The sequence below is a fragment of the Nocardia sp. TBRC8007 genome (assembly GCF_056629435.1).
In genome coordinates this window covers 1-15,673 of record NZ_JBWSOR010000020.1, presented here as the reverse complement: position 1 = coordinate 15,673, position 15,673 = coordinate 1, and the positions used below count along the sequence as shown (strand labels likewise).

The following is a 15,673-nucleotide window of genomic DNA, read 5'->3' as shown; positions in this document are numbered from 1 at the left end:
ATGATGGTACGTCAGACTGCGGATATCCGGGGTTCCGGCGAATCGAAGGGAAAGCGATGACTGACGATGCGATCCAGACCGAGGGCGATGCGGCCGCGTGGTACCACAACTGGACCGAACGGCCGGACTCGCCGTGGGTGGGCCGCCCGGAGCCGGGTGCCGCGCGTACGTACCGGACGCTGACCTACGAGCGCGACGGCCGTATCGCCCGGATCACCTTCAACCGACCGGAGAAGGGCAATGCGATCACTCCGGACACCCCGCACGATCTCGCGCACGCGGTCGAGCGCGCCGACCTTGACCCGCGGGTGCATGTGATCCTGCTGTCCGGGCGTGGCAAGGGATTCTGCGGTGGGTACGACCTGAGCATGTTCGCCGAGCGGAGCTTCGCGGTCGACAAAGGTCCCGACGAGGTGACGGGAACGGTCATGGATCCGGTGGTGCAGGGTCGCAACCACGACCCGCATCGGAATTGGGATCCGATGATCGACTACGCGATGATGAGCCGATTCAATCGCGGTTTCGCCAGCTTGATGCAGGCGAACAAGCCGACTGTGGCCAAGCTGCACGGTTTCGCCGTGGCCGGAGGCAGCGATATCGCCTTATTCGCCGACCAGATCATCTGTGCCGACGACACCAAGATCGGTTACCCGCCCACACGCGTCTGGGGCATACCAGCGGCGGGTATGTGGGCGCACCGGCTCGGTGATCAGCGCGCCAAGCGTCTGCTGTTCACCGGTGATTGCTTGACCGGCACCCAGGCCGTGGAATGGGGACTTGCGATCGAGTCCTGGCCGGCCGACGAACTAGACGAGCGCACCGAGGAATTCGTCGCGAGGATCGCGCGCATGCCGATCAACCAGCTCATGATGGCCAAGCTAGCGCTCAACTCGGCGTTGTACGCGCAGGGCGTCGCCACTTCCGGCATGGTCAGCACGGTTTTCGACGGTATATCCCGGCATACCGAGGAGGGCTACGGCTTCCAGGCACGGGCTGCCGCAGTAGGTTTCCGCGAGACAGTCCGGGAGCGCGACGAACCATTCGGCGACCATAAACACAGTCGACGCGAACGCTGATCCGCTTGATGTGACCCTCGGCCGAGCGCGGTCCTGGTGCGGCACGGCGGCGATCGACCATGGTGTTGATCAGAGTCGGGAAACAGTTCGCTACTGTTTCGTGTCCATTTCGCCGACATAATCCGCTGCGATGTGCCATGTTGTTACTGCGTAACAGCATCGAGAAGGACCCACGGCAGCCGAATAGGTGCCGGTAAAGGGGGTGCGACGAGATCATGTCGTCGAACACGTCCGAGCCAGGTAGCTCGCATGGCCGCTCCAGGCAGGCCGATACCGAACGTTTGCCCCTGTGGCCGGGGATGATCGTGCCACCGCCACCGTCACCGCCACGCGGTGCTCGCCACCGCCACCAGCCGTCGCGCGCGCGGCACCGTGCGCGTCGGCGCGGCGGGCGTGCCTGGCTGGTCAGTGGAATAAGTGTGCTGGCCGCGTTCGCCTCTGTCGCGCTGGTGCTGGCGTATACGGAAGTGACGCCGGCACCACGGCAAGCGGCGAGCTTCGCCGACCCGGTGCTCGGCGGCGGTCCCGGTTGTGAGCCGAGCCGCAGTGATCAGCTGGTTCGCGGCAGCGGTACAGGTTCGCGCGACTCGGGCCCGGATGTGGTCCTGGCCTTTCATCACGCCTACTATGTGGCTCGCTCCGGAACGCTCGCTCGAGCGTTGACCACCCAGAACGCCGCCGTACCGCCGGCGGCCGTGATCGACGCGGGCATCGCTTCCACCCCCGCGGGGACACGGCATTGCGTACTGATCACCCCCATGTTGGACGGCCGGTACGACGTAGTCGTCACCGAAATGCGGCCCGGTTCCGCGTATCGCACCTACCGACAGTTCGTCACAGTAGCCACCAGCGGCGGCGAATCCAGCATCACCAAGATCACCTCACCGACCTGATCCGCGCCGAATTCCCGCCGCGCCGCGCACCCCCCCTGATAATTGCCATAAATTTGCTACGCTGCCACTGCCGAAGTGGTCGATCGGCGGAATGCGAAGCATGGCGGATCGATTGCAGGGGAGGTCGTCGGTGGGATTCGCGCGGTGTGGCAGCGTTGCGGCTGCGGTGCTTTCGGTGCTGCTCGTTATGCCGGGTGCGCTGTCATCGGCGCAGGACACCGTGATGGCCGAGCCCGTACGGCCGGAACAGGATGCGTTCTATCGACCACCTGCAGACCTGGTGGTGTCGCGGAAACCAGGTGAAATCCTCGCCGTGCGGCCGATCGAGATCGCCGGCCGGTTCGGCGCGTCTTCGGCCGCCGCGGCATGGCAGCTGTCCTACCGGTCGAACAATAGCGCCGATCAGCCGATAGCCGCGGTCGCGACGGTCCTGGCACCGCGCGAGGGGACCGGAAAACTGGTGTCTTTGCACACCGCCGAGGACTCCACCGGGCAGTACTGCGCACCGTCGTACATGGTGCGCCGGTCACCGCAGGCAGGTTTGCTGGATGGTCAGCTCGATCCGTTGCTCGGCGCGCAGGCACTGCTGGCGCAAGGCTGGACCGTGGTGGTACCGGACCATCAGGGGCCGGAGTCGGCGTTCGCGCACGGTCCACTGGCCGCCCGTATCGCCTTGGACGGCATCCGAGCCGCGGAGAATTTCGGCCCTCTTGGTCTGCCCGGTCCGGACACTGAGGTGGCGATGTGGGGGTATTCCGGCGGTTCGATCCCCACAATGCACGGTGCCGAGCTGCGTGCCGAGTACGCACCGGAAGTGAACATCGTCGGTGTCGTCTCCGGCGGTACCGATGTCGATCTCGAGGTCCTGATGCACGAGGCCAACAGAGGGCTTGGCGCAGGCTTGGTCGCCGCCGCCATCATCGGGCTCGCACGGGAAGAGCAAGCGCTGGAGACATTCCTGCGGGATAATGCCACACCACGCGGGCAACGGTTGCTGGCGGCGAAGGACCAGATCTGCGCGCTGAAGCACGCCGCGATAGAGCCGTTCCTCGATATCGACAGCTTGGTGCGGGGCGGCCTGTTGCGGGCCCCGGTGCTCCGTGAGGTGTTCGATCGCACCAGAATGGGAAAGACGGTTCCCGACACTCCAGTTCTCTTCTATCACGCGGTGGCGGACTGGCTCGTTCCGATCGGCCCGGTAGACGACCTCGTCGCTGCTTACTGTCAGGACCCTGTCGCGCGGATCACCTATCTCCGCGATCACGCGAGCGAACATCTCACGCTGAACACTCTCGCTCAGCATCGCGTGGTCACTTGGTTGCGCGACCGATTCGCCGGGATATCTACGGAGAACGGCTGCACGACAAGGAATATCGGCTCGATCGCGCTCATGCGCTGATCCAGGTCGGCGCACCGAAACCCGAATCCGTGGTGACCGAGTGGTCCGGAGCATGTCGAACTCTGCGACACGATCCGGTCCGCAGCGCGCCTGTCCAGCCTGCACACGCCTCAGGGCTTTCGTTCGTCGTGTCGCCGGTATAGTCGCCGCAGACGGTAGGGAGGCGTAATGGAAAGCGGGGGTGGGTATATGCGGTCGACCGTTGGCGCGGTCCGCGCGGCGGGTCTTTTGTTCGTGGTAGTGGCGTTGGCCGGTTGTGATGCCGCGAGCGGTGATGTGCGGCCGAGTGTGAGTGCAGTTCCGGCGGCCTTGTTCGACCCCTGTACCGGCATCCCCGATGATGCGTTGCGGGCTGCTGGGGTCGATCCGGCTACCAAAGATATCGGGGTCGCCGAGGTGCCTATATCTGGGTGGGAGATCTGCGGTTGGATGGGCGCCAAGTATTCGATCACTGTGTACAGCACCGCCAAATCGCCAGGGGAGATCGAGAACAAGCCGGGGAATATCGGGCAGCGGGACATCACGATCGCCGGACGGCAGGGCCGGGAGTTCCGATCCGAAGGCTGGGATCGTGGATGTAGTGTCGTTTTCCCCATTGAACGGGGTGCAGTGCATCTCCAAGTATTGGGTCGCGTGTCCGAGGACGATCCGGAAGATCCGTGTGTGGTGCTCGGCCGTGTCGGTGCAGCGATAGTTCCGAGTTTGCCCGCATAGGCGACTGGAGGGGGTATTTCGATGAATAGTGCGGTGAACTGGCGGAATCTGGCGGCGCAGGCCAAGGCCGGGGAACTCTATCTGGACGACGAAGAAGTAGCGCGGGCGAGTCTACGGGCCTGCGCGCAACGCATCCAGGAACTAGAAGAATTAGTTCTACTTGTTTGGCGAGCCGAGACTGTTTCCGGCTTCGGTGATTTCGAGATGGCTCGGGTGCTAGAGGCGAAGTTCCGCAGTCAGGCCCGCGGTACCGAACATTCCTTGAAGGAAGTCCTCGAGCAGGACATCGAAGTGGTCAAGAACATGCGCGATGTCATGGCGATCTCCATTGCCCGCATTCGTGGGCAGGACTACACCAACGCGGCCGCCGTTACGGCGGTCATCGAGTCGATGTAGCCGCGACCTGGTTACTGTCGCGGCTTCGGCGGATAACGGCCGCACAACAAGGACTGTCGGCTTGATCGCGCTCATGCGCTGACCAGGCCGAACCGAGCCGATGCGAGAACGGTACGGCCACGATGGCCCGGGTGCTTGCGCGATTCTTTGCCGATAGGTGATTGCTGCATCGGAGGCATCCCGCGCGAATGCCCTATTCGATTCCGGCGATCTGCTTGCAGCGCCAATCCAGGTAGTTGACCATCATCCAGAAGTCTTTGAATGCTGGGTTGGTGGTCTGTCCATGGTGGTAGCGGTAATAGATCTGCTGGGCGATGACCGCGAGACGGAACAGCCCGAAAACTTCGTAGAAAGGCCAGTTGTCGGTGGAGTATCCGGTGCGGTCGCAGTAGTGCTCGACGATCTGCGCGCGGGTCAGCATGCCGGGTAGGTGGCTGGGCTGGCGGCGGAAGGACCGGATGACCTCGTCGTCATCGGCCTGTACCCAGTAGGCCAGCGCACCGCCGAGATCCATCAGCGGATCGCCGAGAGTCGCCATCTCCCAGTCGAGTACACCGACGATCGCACCGGAACCAGATGGGTCGAGTACCAGATTGTCCAGCCGGAAGTCGTTGTGGATGACGGTGTTCGCGACGTCCTCGGGCTGGTTGCGCTCCAACCAGGCCAGCACTGCGGCGAAATCGCTGACATTATCGGTACGCGCATTGATGAAACGACGCGACCAGCCCGAGACTTGCCTGCCGACATAGCCTGTTCCCCGGCCGATTTCGGTGAGCTCGGCCGCCACGGGATCCACCGTGTGTAATTCGATCAAGCAATCGAACGCGGTAATGGAAAGCCGCCGCGCCTGCTCGGCGGAAAGGCTCATCCCTTCCGGCAGGTCACCGCGCAGGATCGTGCCCGCCACGCGCTCCATCACATAGAACTCGCTGCCGATCACATCGGGATCAGCGCAGTGGGCGATCATCCGCGGTACATACCGGTAGTGCGGACGCAACCGTTGTTGCACCCGGAATTCCCGGCCCATATCGTGCGCGGAAGCAGCTTTGGTGCCGCCGGGCGGGCGACGCAGGATCAGATCCCGTTCCGGATAGCGCAGCAGATAGGTGAGATTCGAAGCACCGCCGGAGAATTGGCGCACTTGTGGCGGCCCGGCGAGGCCGGGCATCCGGTCGGTGAGCCACTCGTGCATCGCGGCGACATCGAAGGCGTCTTCGGCGCGAACGGCGGTGGCTTCCGACGCGCTCATCGATCGGTTCCGTACTTGCGGAGTTCCTGACGAGCGATTACTCCGAGGTGCACCTCGTCGGGGCCGTCGGCGAAACGCAGCGAACGAATGCCCGAGAAAGCCCTGGCCAGCGGGAAATCCTCGGAGAGCCCAGCGCCACCGTGCACTTGGATCGCCATGTCGACCACCTCTTGCGCCATCCGCGGTACGACTGCCTTGATCTGGGAGACCTCGCTGCGCGCGCCTGCCAGTCCTTTCGTGTCCAGCAGCCACGCGGTGTGTAGGACCAGCAGCCTGGCCTGGTCGATCGCGACGCGCGCGTTTGCGATGCGCTCCCGGTTTCCACCAAGGTTAGCCAATGGTTTGCCAAATGCGGTGCGGGACAGGCTGCGCCGGCAGGCCAGTTCGAGCGCCCGCTCGGCTAAGCCGATGGCGCGCATGCAGTGATGGATACGGCCGGGGCCGAGACGACCCTGCGCGATCTCGAATCCACGTCCCGGCCCGGCGATCACGGCATCCAGTGGAAGCCGCACATCGGTGAAGGTGACCTCGCCGTGTCCGTAGGGCTCGTCCAGATAGCCGAAAGTCGTGAGCATGCGTTCGATCCGCACGCCAGGCGTGTCGAGCGGAACGAGCACCATGGAGTGGCGTTGATAAGGAGGAGCCTCCGGGTCGGTGAGCCCCATGAAGATGACGAACTTGCAGTTCGGATGGCCGATACCGGTGCTCCACCACTTGCGGCCGTCGAGCACGATCTCCTCGCCGTCGACCACGGCTTTCGCTGCCATGTTGGTGGCGTCGGAGGAAGCGACTTCGGGTTCGGTCATGCAGAATGCCGAGCGAATCGTGCCGTCCAGCAGTGGTCGCAGCCATTCCCGCCGTTGCTCCGCGCTGCCGTAGTGCAGTAGCACCTCGGCGTTCCCGGTGTCGGGGGCATTGCAATTGAACACCTCCGACGCCCAACTGGAACTACCCATGGCCTCGGCCATGGGGGCGTAGTCGACATTGTTCAGACCCGCGCCGAGTTCCGGATCGGGGAGGAAAAGGTTCCACAGGCCCGCCGCCCGTGCCTTCTGTTTGAGCTCTTCGACCACCGGGGGCACCGCCCACGGTGATTCCCGCAGGAAGTCGGTGTGTTCCTGGTCGCGGGGCTCGATCTCGTCGCGGACGAATTGCCGCACCTGGTCGGTGAGAAGAACGGCTCGGTCGGAATGTGTGAAGTCCATACCCATCCTCAGGGTTTGCTGAGCGTTGCTCAACTTCCGGTCCGGTCATTGGTAGCATACCGTTGAGCATTGCTCAATAGAGGAGCTTCGCTAGAGGAGATCGAATGACGGAGGGCGCCGCGCAGTCCAGCGGTCGCCGTTCGGCGGACGACCGCCGCGGACAGCTGATCGGGATCGGGCTCGGTATGCTCCTCGACCGCCCCTGGCATCAGATCACCATCGACGCGGTCGCCCAGCAGGCAGGCATCTCGCGTGGGTTGTTGTTCCACTACTTTCCGACCAAACAGGACTACTACACCCAACTCGTCGGTGCCGCCGCTCAGCGATTCCTGCGCGCCACCGGTCCCGACCCTGGTGCCGATCCGCTCGCGTCCATGATCGCCAACTTCGTGCGCTATATGCGCAGACGCAGTGGGCCGCTGACGGGATTGCTCCGCGCGGCTGGGCAGGACCGAGTGCTAGCGGCGATCATCGATCAGATGCAGGATGAGTTGACCGACCGGGTATTCGCTGCCCTCGGCCGAGCCGCCTCGTCGCCCGGCGAGCGTTTGCTGGTCCGGTCGTGGTGGGCGATGGCCGAAGAATTGACGGTGCAGTGGGTGGCCCGTGACGATGTGGATCAAGACCAGCTGGACTCTCTGCTGTTCGAAACATTATCTCGGGTACTCGACTCGGCAGCCGCCGAATTCCCGGCGCGGTAGAGCTGATCGGCCACAGCGTGAAAATAGTTGTCACAGATACTTGCTCAGTTGTTACTATTCCGTTGGCCATGGAGTAGCTCAGTTGGTAGAGCGCCGACTCGACAAGGCGGAGGTCGCTGGTTCGATTCCACGCCTCCATGGCTCCTTTACTACCGGGCATCGAAAGCGCTATCAATCGGGCTCGGCGAATCTCGAGGGATATCGGCGTATCCGAATGTTCCGCGCGAGCGCGTGCTCTGCCCTGAACAGTCGGTGCTCCGGAGCGGCCCAGGGCTCGATGTGTCGGAGAACACGATGAAGCGGATGCGTGTAGGACTGGTAGCCGATAGCACCGAAACAGGATGTAGCCGACGCGGAAATCGCATCGTGCCGCAGGTGTTGCCCATGACATGGATGGATAGTTCACCGCCGTGGTAAATGCGCGGTTTCGCTGCGCACGGTGCATCGGCTATGAATGGGGTGTGTCGTTCCCATACGCGATTATTTGTCTGCCGTCGAATCTCCCGTACGAGGACCGCTGATGGTCGTCGAACATCCCATCGAGGATGAGGTCACCCAGCTGGCGAGAAGGGTCGAGAAAGCCCGTGGCCGGCTCGCCTACCAGTTCGATCCAGCGCTGACCGAGGCGCTGTCGGAGGACGAACTGCATGCCGAACGTGAACTCGCCGAACGTATCCGCACCCAGGAACGGGAGCAGCGGTGGAAAGAGGTGCAGGCCGCTGCCGTGGCTTCCGACCGGGCCAGGCATACCACCGAAGCGATCGAGAAGGCCGACATGCGAGACCTCCTGCTTGCCCGCAAGGCGATTGCCGCGCAGCGCCGAGAATCCAGCCCGCACGCGAAGCTGGCCTCGCTTTATCGGCATCGGGCTTGGTCGCTGCGCGCTCTGGCCGGTGTTGTGGCAGCAGGCATGCTGTGGTCCGCAGTCAATGTGCAGCACAATATCGCGCCAGGCGGGGTGACCGATCCGCTGTACTGGTTCAGTTACCTTCTGGAAGGCATGATCAGTGTCTGCCTGATCATCATCATGATCGGCACCAACAAGGTCGCCGAATGGGGTGTGGTGGACAACCGGCGCCAGGTCGCTGCGGCCGAAATCGCGCTGCTGACCTTGACTATCGGCCTCAACACCTACCCCTATCTGCGCGAGAGCGCATGGTACGACGCTGCCGTGCACGCCATCGCACCGGTGATGATCGGTGTCGCGCTGCTCATCCATGATGCCGCGAGCATCCGTTACGGCCTCGCCATCGCCAAGGCCACCGAGCAGATTCGCGAGCTTCCCGACCCGGCTGAGCGTATCCGGCTCCGGGCGCCCGGGTACAGCGCGGCCGCTTCTTCGGACGCGCCGCCTCATCCAGGAGAACGTGAAACACAGCAGGCGCCGCGCCGCGAAGCCATGCCCCAGGACGACTCGATGGCAGACGCTGGAACGACCAGCGCACCTGAGCGTCCTGCTCCGATAACCGCGGGGAAGGCCGAAAAGAAACGCGCACCGGCCGAAACGTCCAGGAAGCTGGTGCTCCCGGAAACTATCGAAGCACTCGACGCGATGGTGGCATTCGAGCCACGTCCTACCGAGACGGCACAGGCCACGGGCGCCGCTTCCGGGCAGGCAGGCAAGGCCGATTCTGCCGCAGGCGCCGACAAGCAGCCCGCTCCGGAGGAAAAGCCCATCGCACCGAAGCCGGATTCCTCGGCCCAGGGCAAGAATCGGGCGACGCCGCCTGCGCCTGCCGCGGAAAAGCCGGCCGACTCGCGGAAGGGCCCCGCGAAGTCACGTACCCCGATATCAGAGACCGAGATCACCGCCGTGCTGCCGAAGGCGACCGCGACGACCAGTGGACCGCCTGCTGACGCCAAGGGCGTCACCGAGAAGAACGGAGGTAAGAACGGCAAGGACGGTTCCGCCTCCGATGATGCCCCGCAGGCCGCCCCCACGCCGGATATCTACGACACTGGCTCCTTCCGCGTCGCCGATATCCTCGAGCAGGAACTCGCCGAACTGCAGGCCGAACGCCGCCGCGCTCGTACCAGCAGGCAGCGGTCCATCTCGGCTGCTGGACAAGAGTCCTGAGTCGGCGCAGGCGCATCTCCCGCTGATCGGTTTTCGGCAAGGCCATGGCCTCGCCGAGCAGCCGCCCGCCGCAACCGTATTCACGCGGTGATGTGCGCATGTGACGGTGCTGTGCCTGCCGTCATCGGCCGTGTAGCCAGCGTTCGGTCAACTTCGTGTGGTTGTCCCACCAGTCGTGTACAGCGGTGTGATCGGCATTCCACGGCGGAGGTGGGGGCTCACCAGGGAACAGGAAGATGTTGTTGGCAGTGCCGCCGACGTTTGCCGGTGGAGCGGCTGTCGCTGGAGCCGCCGGAGCGGTGTACTGCGGTGTCTGCTCATGCGAGGGAGTCGACTCTTCCTCCGACGGGAGAGGTTCTTCCTCGAGTGGTGGAGCGGGCTCCGCAGGTGGCGGAGGCGGTGCGGGTGGCGGAGGCGGCGCAGGTGGCTGTTCATCAGTCCGGCGCGGCATGGGATGTGGCTCCGTGGTGGGAGAGGCCCATGGCGACGCTGCCGCGGAGACAGCGGTGGGTGATTTCGGCTCGAGGTGGTCTGCGCGTATCTGCGTGATCGCGAGCACGGCCCCCCCGAGCAGGGCAACGACCGTTGACGCGGCCAACAGCGTTCGCCCGGTGCGCCGACGTGCGGCTGGGGGAGTCGCTACCGAAATATTTTCAGCGCGAGGGGTGGCCACCAGTGCGGCACCGTACGCGGCCGCGTAGACGAAATCGAGTCCCCCGATCACAGGGACGTTGAGCCCGAGCCGCAGCGCGGACACGATCTCCGGATTCCCTGCCGCCGAGCCGCACAGCACGACCGCGTCCGGCGCCAGTCCCGCCGCATCCAGGGCCGGCCGCACCCGGCTGACCACTTGCCCCGCGGTCTCGGCATCGACAACACCGAACGACCACGCATCCGAAGCGAGGAGCGCACCATGCTGCGGACCGGCTACGAAATAGGAGGTGTACGCATCGCCCACCTCCAACACCAGCACAGTGCTGTATGTCGCCGGACCGGGCAGATCGTCGAGCAATGCCAGCAGTGCTGTCCTGATCGACACCAGCGACGGCGATTGCGCCGACAGCTGCGATACGATCGCCCGTCGCTCGGCCACCGTGCGGTAGGTGACGGCGACATCATCGACCTTGGTGTGGGGCCCAGCGGCGGAGACCAGTGCATCGAGGGTAGCGGCGACCGCCGCGGCAGCCGAGCTTCCGACCGGCTGCTCGACCTCCTGCAGCACGATCGGTCCCGTCCCCTGCCGCGCTTCGAATGAGAGCATGACTCCGCGCACTACGGTCTGCTCCGCCGATATCCCGACTGTGACTCCCATGAGTTCACCTCTGCTCGGATGTTTATTAGGAGGTTCGTCACAACGGTCACCAATGATTGGCCCGACGGTTGGAATGCGCCACCGCGCTCCACTGCCGCTGTCGCACTGGGGTGCGGACATGCCAATAGTTTCACCGGGATACCGCTGACCTGGTCGAACGTATGCGACACTTCGGCCATATCGATCCGGCCCGAAGGGGAAACGCCCAGATGTCCAGTGCGCTGTGGATTCGCATCATCGAGCGAGATAGTGAGGAATGGATCCGTGCCGACGAGATTATCGCGCTCACTATCGGCACGAGGCAGGCACAGCCACCGGTGTCGGAGACATTCCAGATCAGTGCCAGCGTGTTCGCCTATGAGCGCGTCTCGCGAGTACTGGTCAGCGGCCTGGCCTCCCGGAGGGGTGCGCAGGCCGTCGCCCAGCAGATCGTGCACGCTATGGCTGCCAACCACCCCGGCGTGATGTCTTTCGGCCAAGGCGAGGTGAAATTCGCCGCGACAGCGGATGAGCTGTCGTAGCCGGTTGTTTCCGCACGTGCTGGAGAAGTGTGCATACCCTCAGAAATCCCAGTCGTCGTCTTCGGTTGGTTCCTGGGCGCCGATCACATAGGAGCTGCCCGATCCAGAGAAGAAGTCGTGGTTCTCGGCTGCCCCTGGATCGAGTGCGGCCAGTAACTCGGGATCGACCCGGCATTCCGCGCGATCGAACGCGGGCTCGTAGCCGAGATTGGTCAGTGCCTTGTTCGCGTTGAATCGCATATACGCCAGGACCGTGGGCGTCCAGCCCGCCTCGTCGTAGAGATCCCGCGCGTAATCGATCTCATTGGCGTACAGCGTGTGCATCAGGTCGTAGGTGTATTCGCGGTGCTCCGCGCGTTCGGCTTCGGTCGATTCGGCAAGCCCACGCCTGCACTTGTACCCGATGTAATAGCCGTGCACCGCTTCGTCTCGGATGATCAGACGAATGAGGTCAGCGGTATTGGTAAGCTTTCCCCGCGTCGACCAGTGCATCGGTAGATAGAAGCCCGAATAGAACAAAAACGACTCGAGCATCACTGACGCGGACTTACGTTTGAGCGCGTCGTCCCCGCGGTAGTAGTCGACAATGATCCGCGCCTTGCGCTGCAGATGCGGATTGCGCTCCGACCAGTCGAATGCCGCGTCGATTCGGCGAGTCGAGCAGAGCGTCGAGAATATCGAGCTGTAGCTCTTGGCGTGCACCGACTCCATGAACGCCATATTGGTCAACACCGCCTCCTCGTGCGGGGTGGCGGCATCGGCGATCATCGCGATGGCGCCCACCGTCGCCTGCGCGGTATCCAGCAGGGTCAACCCGGTGAACACGCGGATCGCCATCTGCTGCTCCTGGTCGGTCAGCGAGTGCCACGACGGCACGTCGTTCGACAACGGGATTCGCTCCGGCAACCAGAAATTGCCGGTCAATCGATCCCACACTTCGGCGTCCTTGGAGTCGGGCAGCCGATTCCAATTGATCGCGTGCACCCGGTTGATGAGATCATCGTTCATTGCGGCTCACTCTCCTGTGCGCCGAACCGCCGATCGGGCGACCTGCCCGTGCCGCATCGAAGTGGGCGGTGACACCCGTCCAGTTCACCAGCGACCGCAATCGTTCGATGTCATAGGCCGCGTGGTGCGCGCTGTGCTGTAACTCCATGATCTCACCATTGATCGCAGGCTCCAGCACACCGCAGTCATAGGTCAATTACCGGCAGCCGCACGGTCTCGCGTCGTCGCACCCGGCGTGGCGTCAACGGACATGCCGAAGTGCCGCTCGGCAGCGCTCGCGCAAGTGGTCCGTAGCGCTGCCAACTGGCGGTCGGTTCGATGAAGGTGTAATCGGTGCCGGGTTTGCGGGCGTTGGTCCGGTAGCCGCGGCGTCACGGCTCGGCGTCGAACGCCCGCTGTACTCAGCCGCGCACCGTGCTGATCAGCGCAGTCAGCTCCGTCGTCTCCTCCGGTTCCAGGGGCAACAGTGGCCGACGGGGATCGCCGGCTTCGACTCCGAGGGCGCGCAGGCCCGCCTTGACGGTAGTGGGCAGGCCCCGGTTGACCAGCATGGTGAGCAGCGGCCGCAGACGAGCGAACAGTTCAGCGGCGCGGTCGTGTTCGCCGGTGCGCAGCAGCCGCCACAGGTCGACGACCTGCTCGGGCACCAGGCAGGGCGCGGCGGTGCACCAGCCTGCCGCCCCCGCCTGGAAGGCTTGCAGTGCTAACGGATTACTTCCATTGAAGAAGGGAATGGTTCCTCCGCTCAATTCCCTGATCCGGTTCATACGGCCGATATCGCCGCTGGATTCCTTGATCATCCGGATGGTAGGTGTCTGCTCGACGAGTTCGACCAGGAATTCCGGAGACATGTCGATACTCGTGGTGACGGGATTGTTGTAGACCATCACCGGAACACCCACCGATTCGGCGACCGCGGTGAAGTGCTCGCGCAGTTCCCGCTCGGTGAGCGGCCAGTAGGAGATGGGCAGGACCATGATCGCGGTAGCCCCCACTGCCTCGGCGAAGCGGGCGCGTGCGATGGTGCCGTCGGTGGTCAGATCCGACACCCCGACCACCGTCGGCACTCGCCTGGCAGTCTGCTCGACACAGATGGCGGCGACCTCCTCCCATTCGGCGCGGTCGAGGTAGGCGCTTTCGCCGGTACTGCCGAGCGGTGCGATCGCGTCCACACCGGCATCGATCATTCGATCGAGCAGTGCGCGAAGGGCATTGGCGTCCACCTGCTCGGTGGTGGAGTACGGCGTCACCGGATAGGCGACAATGCCGGAAATAGCGTTGTCCCGCATGGGTTTCTGTTCCTCTCTTCGGATCAGGCTTGCGCGAGGGTGTCCGGGTGGTTGCGCAGGGCTCTACGCGCGTAATAGGCGAAATTCGCCTGGCTGCGCCGTGGCGTGAGCGTCCAGTCGTGCGCCTCCTCGGCCTGCTGCGGCGGCAACGGCTTGATCTCGCCCGCGGCCATCGCCAAGAGCTGCAGCCTGGCTGCGCGCTCGATGAGATGTGCCAGCGAGCACGCTTCTTCGATGGTCGCGCCCACGACAAGCTGACCGTGGTGGGCCAGCAAGATCGCCCGCTTATCGCCGAGCGCGGCGGAGATGATCTCCCCCTCTTCATTGCCGACCGGCACCCCCGGCCAATCCCGCAGGAAGGCACAGTCGTCGTAGAGCGGAGTGGTGTCCATCTGCGCGACCCGCAACGGCATCTCCAGCATCGACAACGCCGCGCAATGCAGCGGATGGGTGTGCACGATGCAGTTGACATCGGGGCGAGCCCGGTAGATCCAACTGTGGAAACGGTTGGCCGGATTGGCCATCCCATCTCCCGCCAGCACGGTCAGGTCCTCGTCGACAAGCACCAGATTCCGGTCGGTGATCTCGTCGAAGCCGAGGCCGAGCTGTTGGGTCAGGAACGTCCCCGGCTGCTCCCCGCGAGCGGAGATCTGCCCAGCCAAGCCGGAATCGTGCCCGGCGTCGTATAGCGAGCGACAGGTCAGGGCGAGCTTCTGTCGGTCGTTCCAGTCGCCCAGCTCGAGTTCGGTCTCCATGGACCGCTTCGCCATGGTCATCAGCTCGGACTTTCCGAGCGTCATTGTGGTGGCCATCAGAACCTCCTTGAGGACACTAGTTGACTATAAGACACATTGTGTCATCAGGCTAGTCTTGGATTCGACACGTGAGAGGAGGACAGGTGGCGGTATACCTGAGGACACACCGGCGCCGGGCAGGTCTCACGCTCGAGGCACTCGCCGAGCGGACCGGTGCGACGAAGAGTTATCTGTCCAAAGTCGAGCGTGGGCTGAGCACGCCGTCTATCGCAATGGCCCTGAAGATCGCCGATGCACTGAACACCGATGTGGCCCAACTGTTCTCTGACACTCCGAACCCCGCATTGATGCAGGTGAACGGGGCGGACGAGCACACGCCTGACCTATCCGCACCGGTCGCTGACTACCACCCGCTGGCGACCCAAGTGCTAGGAAAGGCGATGCAGCCCTTCCTCGTTCGACCGGCCACTGATCCACCGGCCGCCGATGAGGGCCCGAACTATCTGGCGCACATCGGCGATGAATTCATCTTCGTGCACAGCGGCGCGGTGGAGATCATGGTGCCGGGTGAGGTGATCACATTGCGGCAGGGCGACAGCTTCTACTTCGCCGCGACCACCCCGCACCGGATCCGGTCGATCTCGCCCGACCGAGCACAGCTGGTGGTTGTCGTCGCCGAACGAGAATCCGGTATGGGTGGCGTCGCGGGAATCGCACTGCGGCCGGAGGCGGTGAATTTCCGGACAACATAGATAGATGGACTCCGCTGCCCCGTAGTACCCCGAATAGGTCCCATCGAGGTAGTCGAGGAAAAGCTACTCTCCGCCCGGATGTTGTCCACAACGTGCTCAACTACCGTCGCTTGCGCATCAGCGCGGGAGCTACGGCCCGGCCATCGTCAGTTGGATCGGACACTAGACCACCGATGCTGTCGGCAACATGGCCTCGGCTGCCTGACATTGGTCGCATATGCGGTCTGCAATCAGACCGCGACGGCCCACACCCACCAGCCAACCGAACTCGGAGCAGTCCCGAACGGGTCGACAAGGCCAGTATCGCCCGCTGTTGACGTGTGAGC

Annotated in this window: 16 protein-coding genes and 1 tRNA gene; 10 read left to right on the top strand and 7 right to left on the bottom strand. The window is 63.9% G+C overall.

Annotation, left to right across the window (positions count from 1 at the left end; all coding sequences use genetic code 11):
• Positions 1-56 precede the first annotated feature (56 nt).
• The 5 genes from ACX4ZE_RS15665 (at position 57) to ACX4ZE_RS15645 (ending at position 4,478) form a co-directional block, all read left to right on the top strand.
• Positions 57-1,076: a crotonase/enoyl-CoA hydratase family protein gene (locus ACX4ZE_RS15665; protein ID WP_480274168.1), complete on the top strand. Its 1,020-nt coding sequence runs from the start codon at positions 57-59 to the stop codon at positions 1,074-1,076.
• 215 nt (positions 1,077-1,291) lie between these two features.
• Positions 1,292-1,969, top strand: coding sequence for a DUF8176 domain-containing protein (locus tag ACX4ZE_RS15660; RefSeq protein WP_480274167.1), 678 nt, complete (start codon positions 1,292-1,294; stop codon positions 1,967-1,969).
• Positions 1,970-2,099: 130 nt separating this feature from the next.
• Positions 2,100-3,368 (top strand): lipase family protein, encoded by a 1,269-nt coding sequence (locus ACX4ZE_RS15655; RefSeq protein WP_480274166.1) that lies wholly within the window; start codon positions 2,100-2,102, stop codon positions 3,366-3,368.
• A 189-nt stretch (positions 3,369-3,557) separates the two neighbouring features.
• A complete protein-coding gene (locus ACX4ZE_RS15650) occupies positions 3,558-4,082 on the top strand; it encodes a DUF3558 domain-containing protein (RefSeq protein ID WP_480274165.1) in 525 nt (174 codons plus the stop codon).
• A 21-nt stretch (positions 4,083-4,103) separates the two neighbouring features.
• Positions 4,104-4,478, top strand: a complete 375-nt coding sequence (locus tag ACX4ZE_RS15645) for a hypothetical protein (protein ID WP_480274164.1) — start codon at positions 4,104-4,106, stop codon at positions 4,476-4,478.
• 193 nt (positions 4,479-4,671) lie between these two features.
• Here the strand turns inward: ACX4ZE_RS15645 and ACX4ZE_RS15640 are convergent, their stop codons facing one another.
• Complete coding sequence (locus ACX4ZE_RS15640; protein WP_480274163.1) at positions 4,672-5,727, bottom strand: phosphotransferase family protein; 1,056 nt, start codon at positions 5,725-5,727, stop codon at positions 4,672-4,674.
• The gene (locus ACX4ZE_RS15635) at positions 5,724-6,932 is read right to left on the bottom strand and encodes an acyl-CoA dehydrogenase family protein (RefSeq protein WP_480274162.1); all 1,209 of its coding nucleotides are present in this window, start codon (positions 6,930-6,932) and stop codon (positions 5,724-5,726) included. The genes ACX4ZE_RS15640 and ACX4ZE_RS15635 overlap by 4 nt, the downstream gene beginning before the upstream one ends.
• A gap of 104 nt (positions 6,933-7,036) precedes the next feature.
• Here ACX4ZE_RS15635 and ACX4ZE_RS15630 point away from each other — a divergent pair, with 104 nt between their 5' ends.
• From ACX4ZE_RS15630 to ACX4ZE_RS15620, 3 genes are all read left to right on the top strand, one after another.
• The gene (locus tag ACX4ZE_RS15630) at positions 7,037-7,633 is read left to right on the top strand and encodes a TetR/AcrR family transcriptional regulator (RefSeq protein WP_480274161.1); all 597 of its coding nucleotides are present in this window, start codon (positions 7,037-7,039) and stop codon (positions 7,631-7,633) included.
• A 67-nt stretch (positions 7,634-7,700) separates the two neighbouring features.
• Positions 7,701-7,774: transfer RNA gene (locus tag ACX4ZE_RS15625), tRNA-Val, on the top strand.
• 379 nt (positions 7,775-8,153) lie between these two features.
• Positions 8,154-9,710 carry a hypothetical protein gene (locus ACX4ZE_RS15620; protein ID WP_480274160.1) on the top strand — a complete coding sequence of 519 codons (1,557 nt, stop codon included), beginning with the start codon at positions 8,154-8,156 and terminating at the stop codon, positions 9,708-9,710.
• A gap of 121 nt (positions 9,711-9,831) precedes the next feature.
• Here the strand turns inward: ACX4ZE_RS15620 and ACX4ZE_RS15615 are convergent, their stop codons facing one another.
• Positions 9,832-11,022, bottom strand: coding sequence for a hypothetical protein (locus ACX4ZE_RS15615; RefSeq protein WP_480274159.1), 1,191 nt, complete (start codon positions 11,020-11,022; stop codon positions 9,832-9,834).
• A 209-nt stretch (positions 11,023-11,231) separates the two neighbouring features.
• Between ACX4ZE_RS15615 and ACX4ZE_RS15610 the strand changes: the two genes are divergently transcribed.
• Positions 11,232-11,543: a hypothetical protein gene (locus ACX4ZE_RS15610; RefSeq protein WP_480274158.1), complete on the top strand. Its 312-nt coding sequence runs from the start codon at positions 11,232-11,234 to the stop codon at positions 11,541-11,543.
• 39 nt (positions 11,544-11,582) lie between these two features.
• On the opposite strand, the gene nrdF is transcribed toward ACX4ZE_RS15610, so the two are convergent.
• The 4 genes from nrdF to ACX4ZE_RS15590 form a co-directional block, all read right to left on the bottom strand.
• Positions 11,583-12,551, bottom strand: coding sequence for a class 1b ribonucleoside-diphosphate reductase subunit beta (nrdF, locus tag ACX4ZE_RS15605; protein WP_480274157.1), 969 nt, complete (start codon positions 12,549-12,551; stop codon positions 11,583-11,585).
• Positions 12,541-12,747: a hypothetical protein gene (locus tag ACX4ZE_RS15600; protein ID WP_480274156.1), complete on the bottom strand. Its 207-nt coding sequence runs from the start codon at positions 12,745-12,747 to the stop codon at positions 12,541-12,543. The genes nrdF and ACX4ZE_RS15600 overlap by 11 nt, the downstream gene beginning before the upstream one ends.
• Before the next feature lie 205 nt (positions 12,748-12,952).
• Positions 12,953-13,840 carry a dihydrodipicolinate synthase family protein gene (locus ACX4ZE_RS15595; protein WP_480274155.1) on the bottom strand — a complete coding sequence of 296 codons (888 nt, stop codon included), beginning with the start codon at positions 13,838-13,840 and terminating at the stop codon, positions 12,953-12,955.
• A 23-nt stretch (positions 13,841-13,863) separates the two neighbouring features.
• Positions 13,864-14,652 (bottom strand): aldolase, encoded by a 789-nt coding sequence (locus ACX4ZE_RS15590; protein ID WP_480274154.1) that lies wholly within the window; start codon positions 14,650-14,652, stop codon positions 13,864-13,866.
• 86 nt (positions 14,653-14,738) lie between these two features.
• On the opposite strand from ACX4ZE_RS15590, the gene ACX4ZE_RS15585 reads away from it, so the two are divergent.
• Positions 14,739-15,347, top strand: a complete 609-nt coding sequence (locus ACX4ZE_RS15585; RefSeq protein ID WP_480274153.1) for a helix-turn-helix domain-containing protein — start codon at positions 14,739-14,741, stop codon at positions 15,345-15,347.
• Positions 15,348-15,673: the final 326 nt, after the last annotated feature.

Coding starts and splice junctions, on each gene's coding strand:
- ACX4ZE_RS15665 (WP_480274168.1), top strand. CDS start 57: ATGACTGACGATGCGATCCAGACCGAGGGCGATGCGGCCGCGTGGTAC.
- ACX4ZE_RS15660 (WP_480274167.1), top strand. CDS start 1,292: ATGTCGTCGAACACGTCCGAGCCAGGTAGCTCGCATGGCCGCTCCAGG.
- ACX4ZE_RS15650 (WP_480274165.1), top strand. CDS start 3,558: ATGCGGTCGACCGTTGGCGCGGTCCGCGCGGCGGGTCTTTTGTTCGTG.
- ACX4ZE_RS15645 (WP_480274164.1), top strand. CDS start 4,104: ATGAATAGTGCGGTGAACTGGCGGAATCTGGCGGCGCAGGCCAAGGCC.
- ACX4ZE_RS15640 (WP_480274163.1), bottom strand. CDS start 5,727: ATGAGCGCGTCGGAAGCCACCGCCGTTCGCGCCGAAGACGCCTTCGAT.
- ACX4ZE_RS15635 (WP_480274162.1), bottom strand. CDS start 6,932: ATGGACTTCACACATTCCGACCGAGCCGTTCTTCTCACCGACCAGGTG.
- ACX4ZE_RS15630 (WP_480274161.1), top strand. CDS start 7,037: ATGACGGAGGGCGCCGCGCAGTCCAGCGGTCGCCGTTCGGCGGACGAC.
- ACX4ZE_RS15620 (WP_480274160.1), top strand. CDS start 8,154: ATGGTCGTCGAACATCCCATCGAGGATGAGGTCACCCAGCTGGCGAGA.
- ACX4ZE_RS15615 (WP_480274159.1), bottom strand. CDS start 11,022: ATGGGAGTCACAGTCGGGATATCGGCGGAGCAGACCGTAGTGCGCGGA.
- ACX4ZE_RS15610 (WP_480274158.1), top strand. CDS start 11,232: ATGTCCAGTGCGCTGTGGATTCGCATCATCGAGCGAGATAGTGAGGAA.
- nrdF (WP_480274157.1), bottom strand. CDS start 12,551: ATGAACGATGATCTCATCAACCGGGTGCACGCGATCAATTGGAATCGG.
- ACX4ZE_RS15595 (WP_480274155.1), bottom strand. CDS start 13,840: ATGCGGGACAACGCTATTTCCGGCATTGTCGCCTATCCGGTGACGCCG.
- ACX4ZE_RS15590 (WP_480274154.1), bottom strand. CDS start 14,652: ATGGCCACCACAATGACGCTCGGAAAGTCCGAGCTGATGACCATGGCG.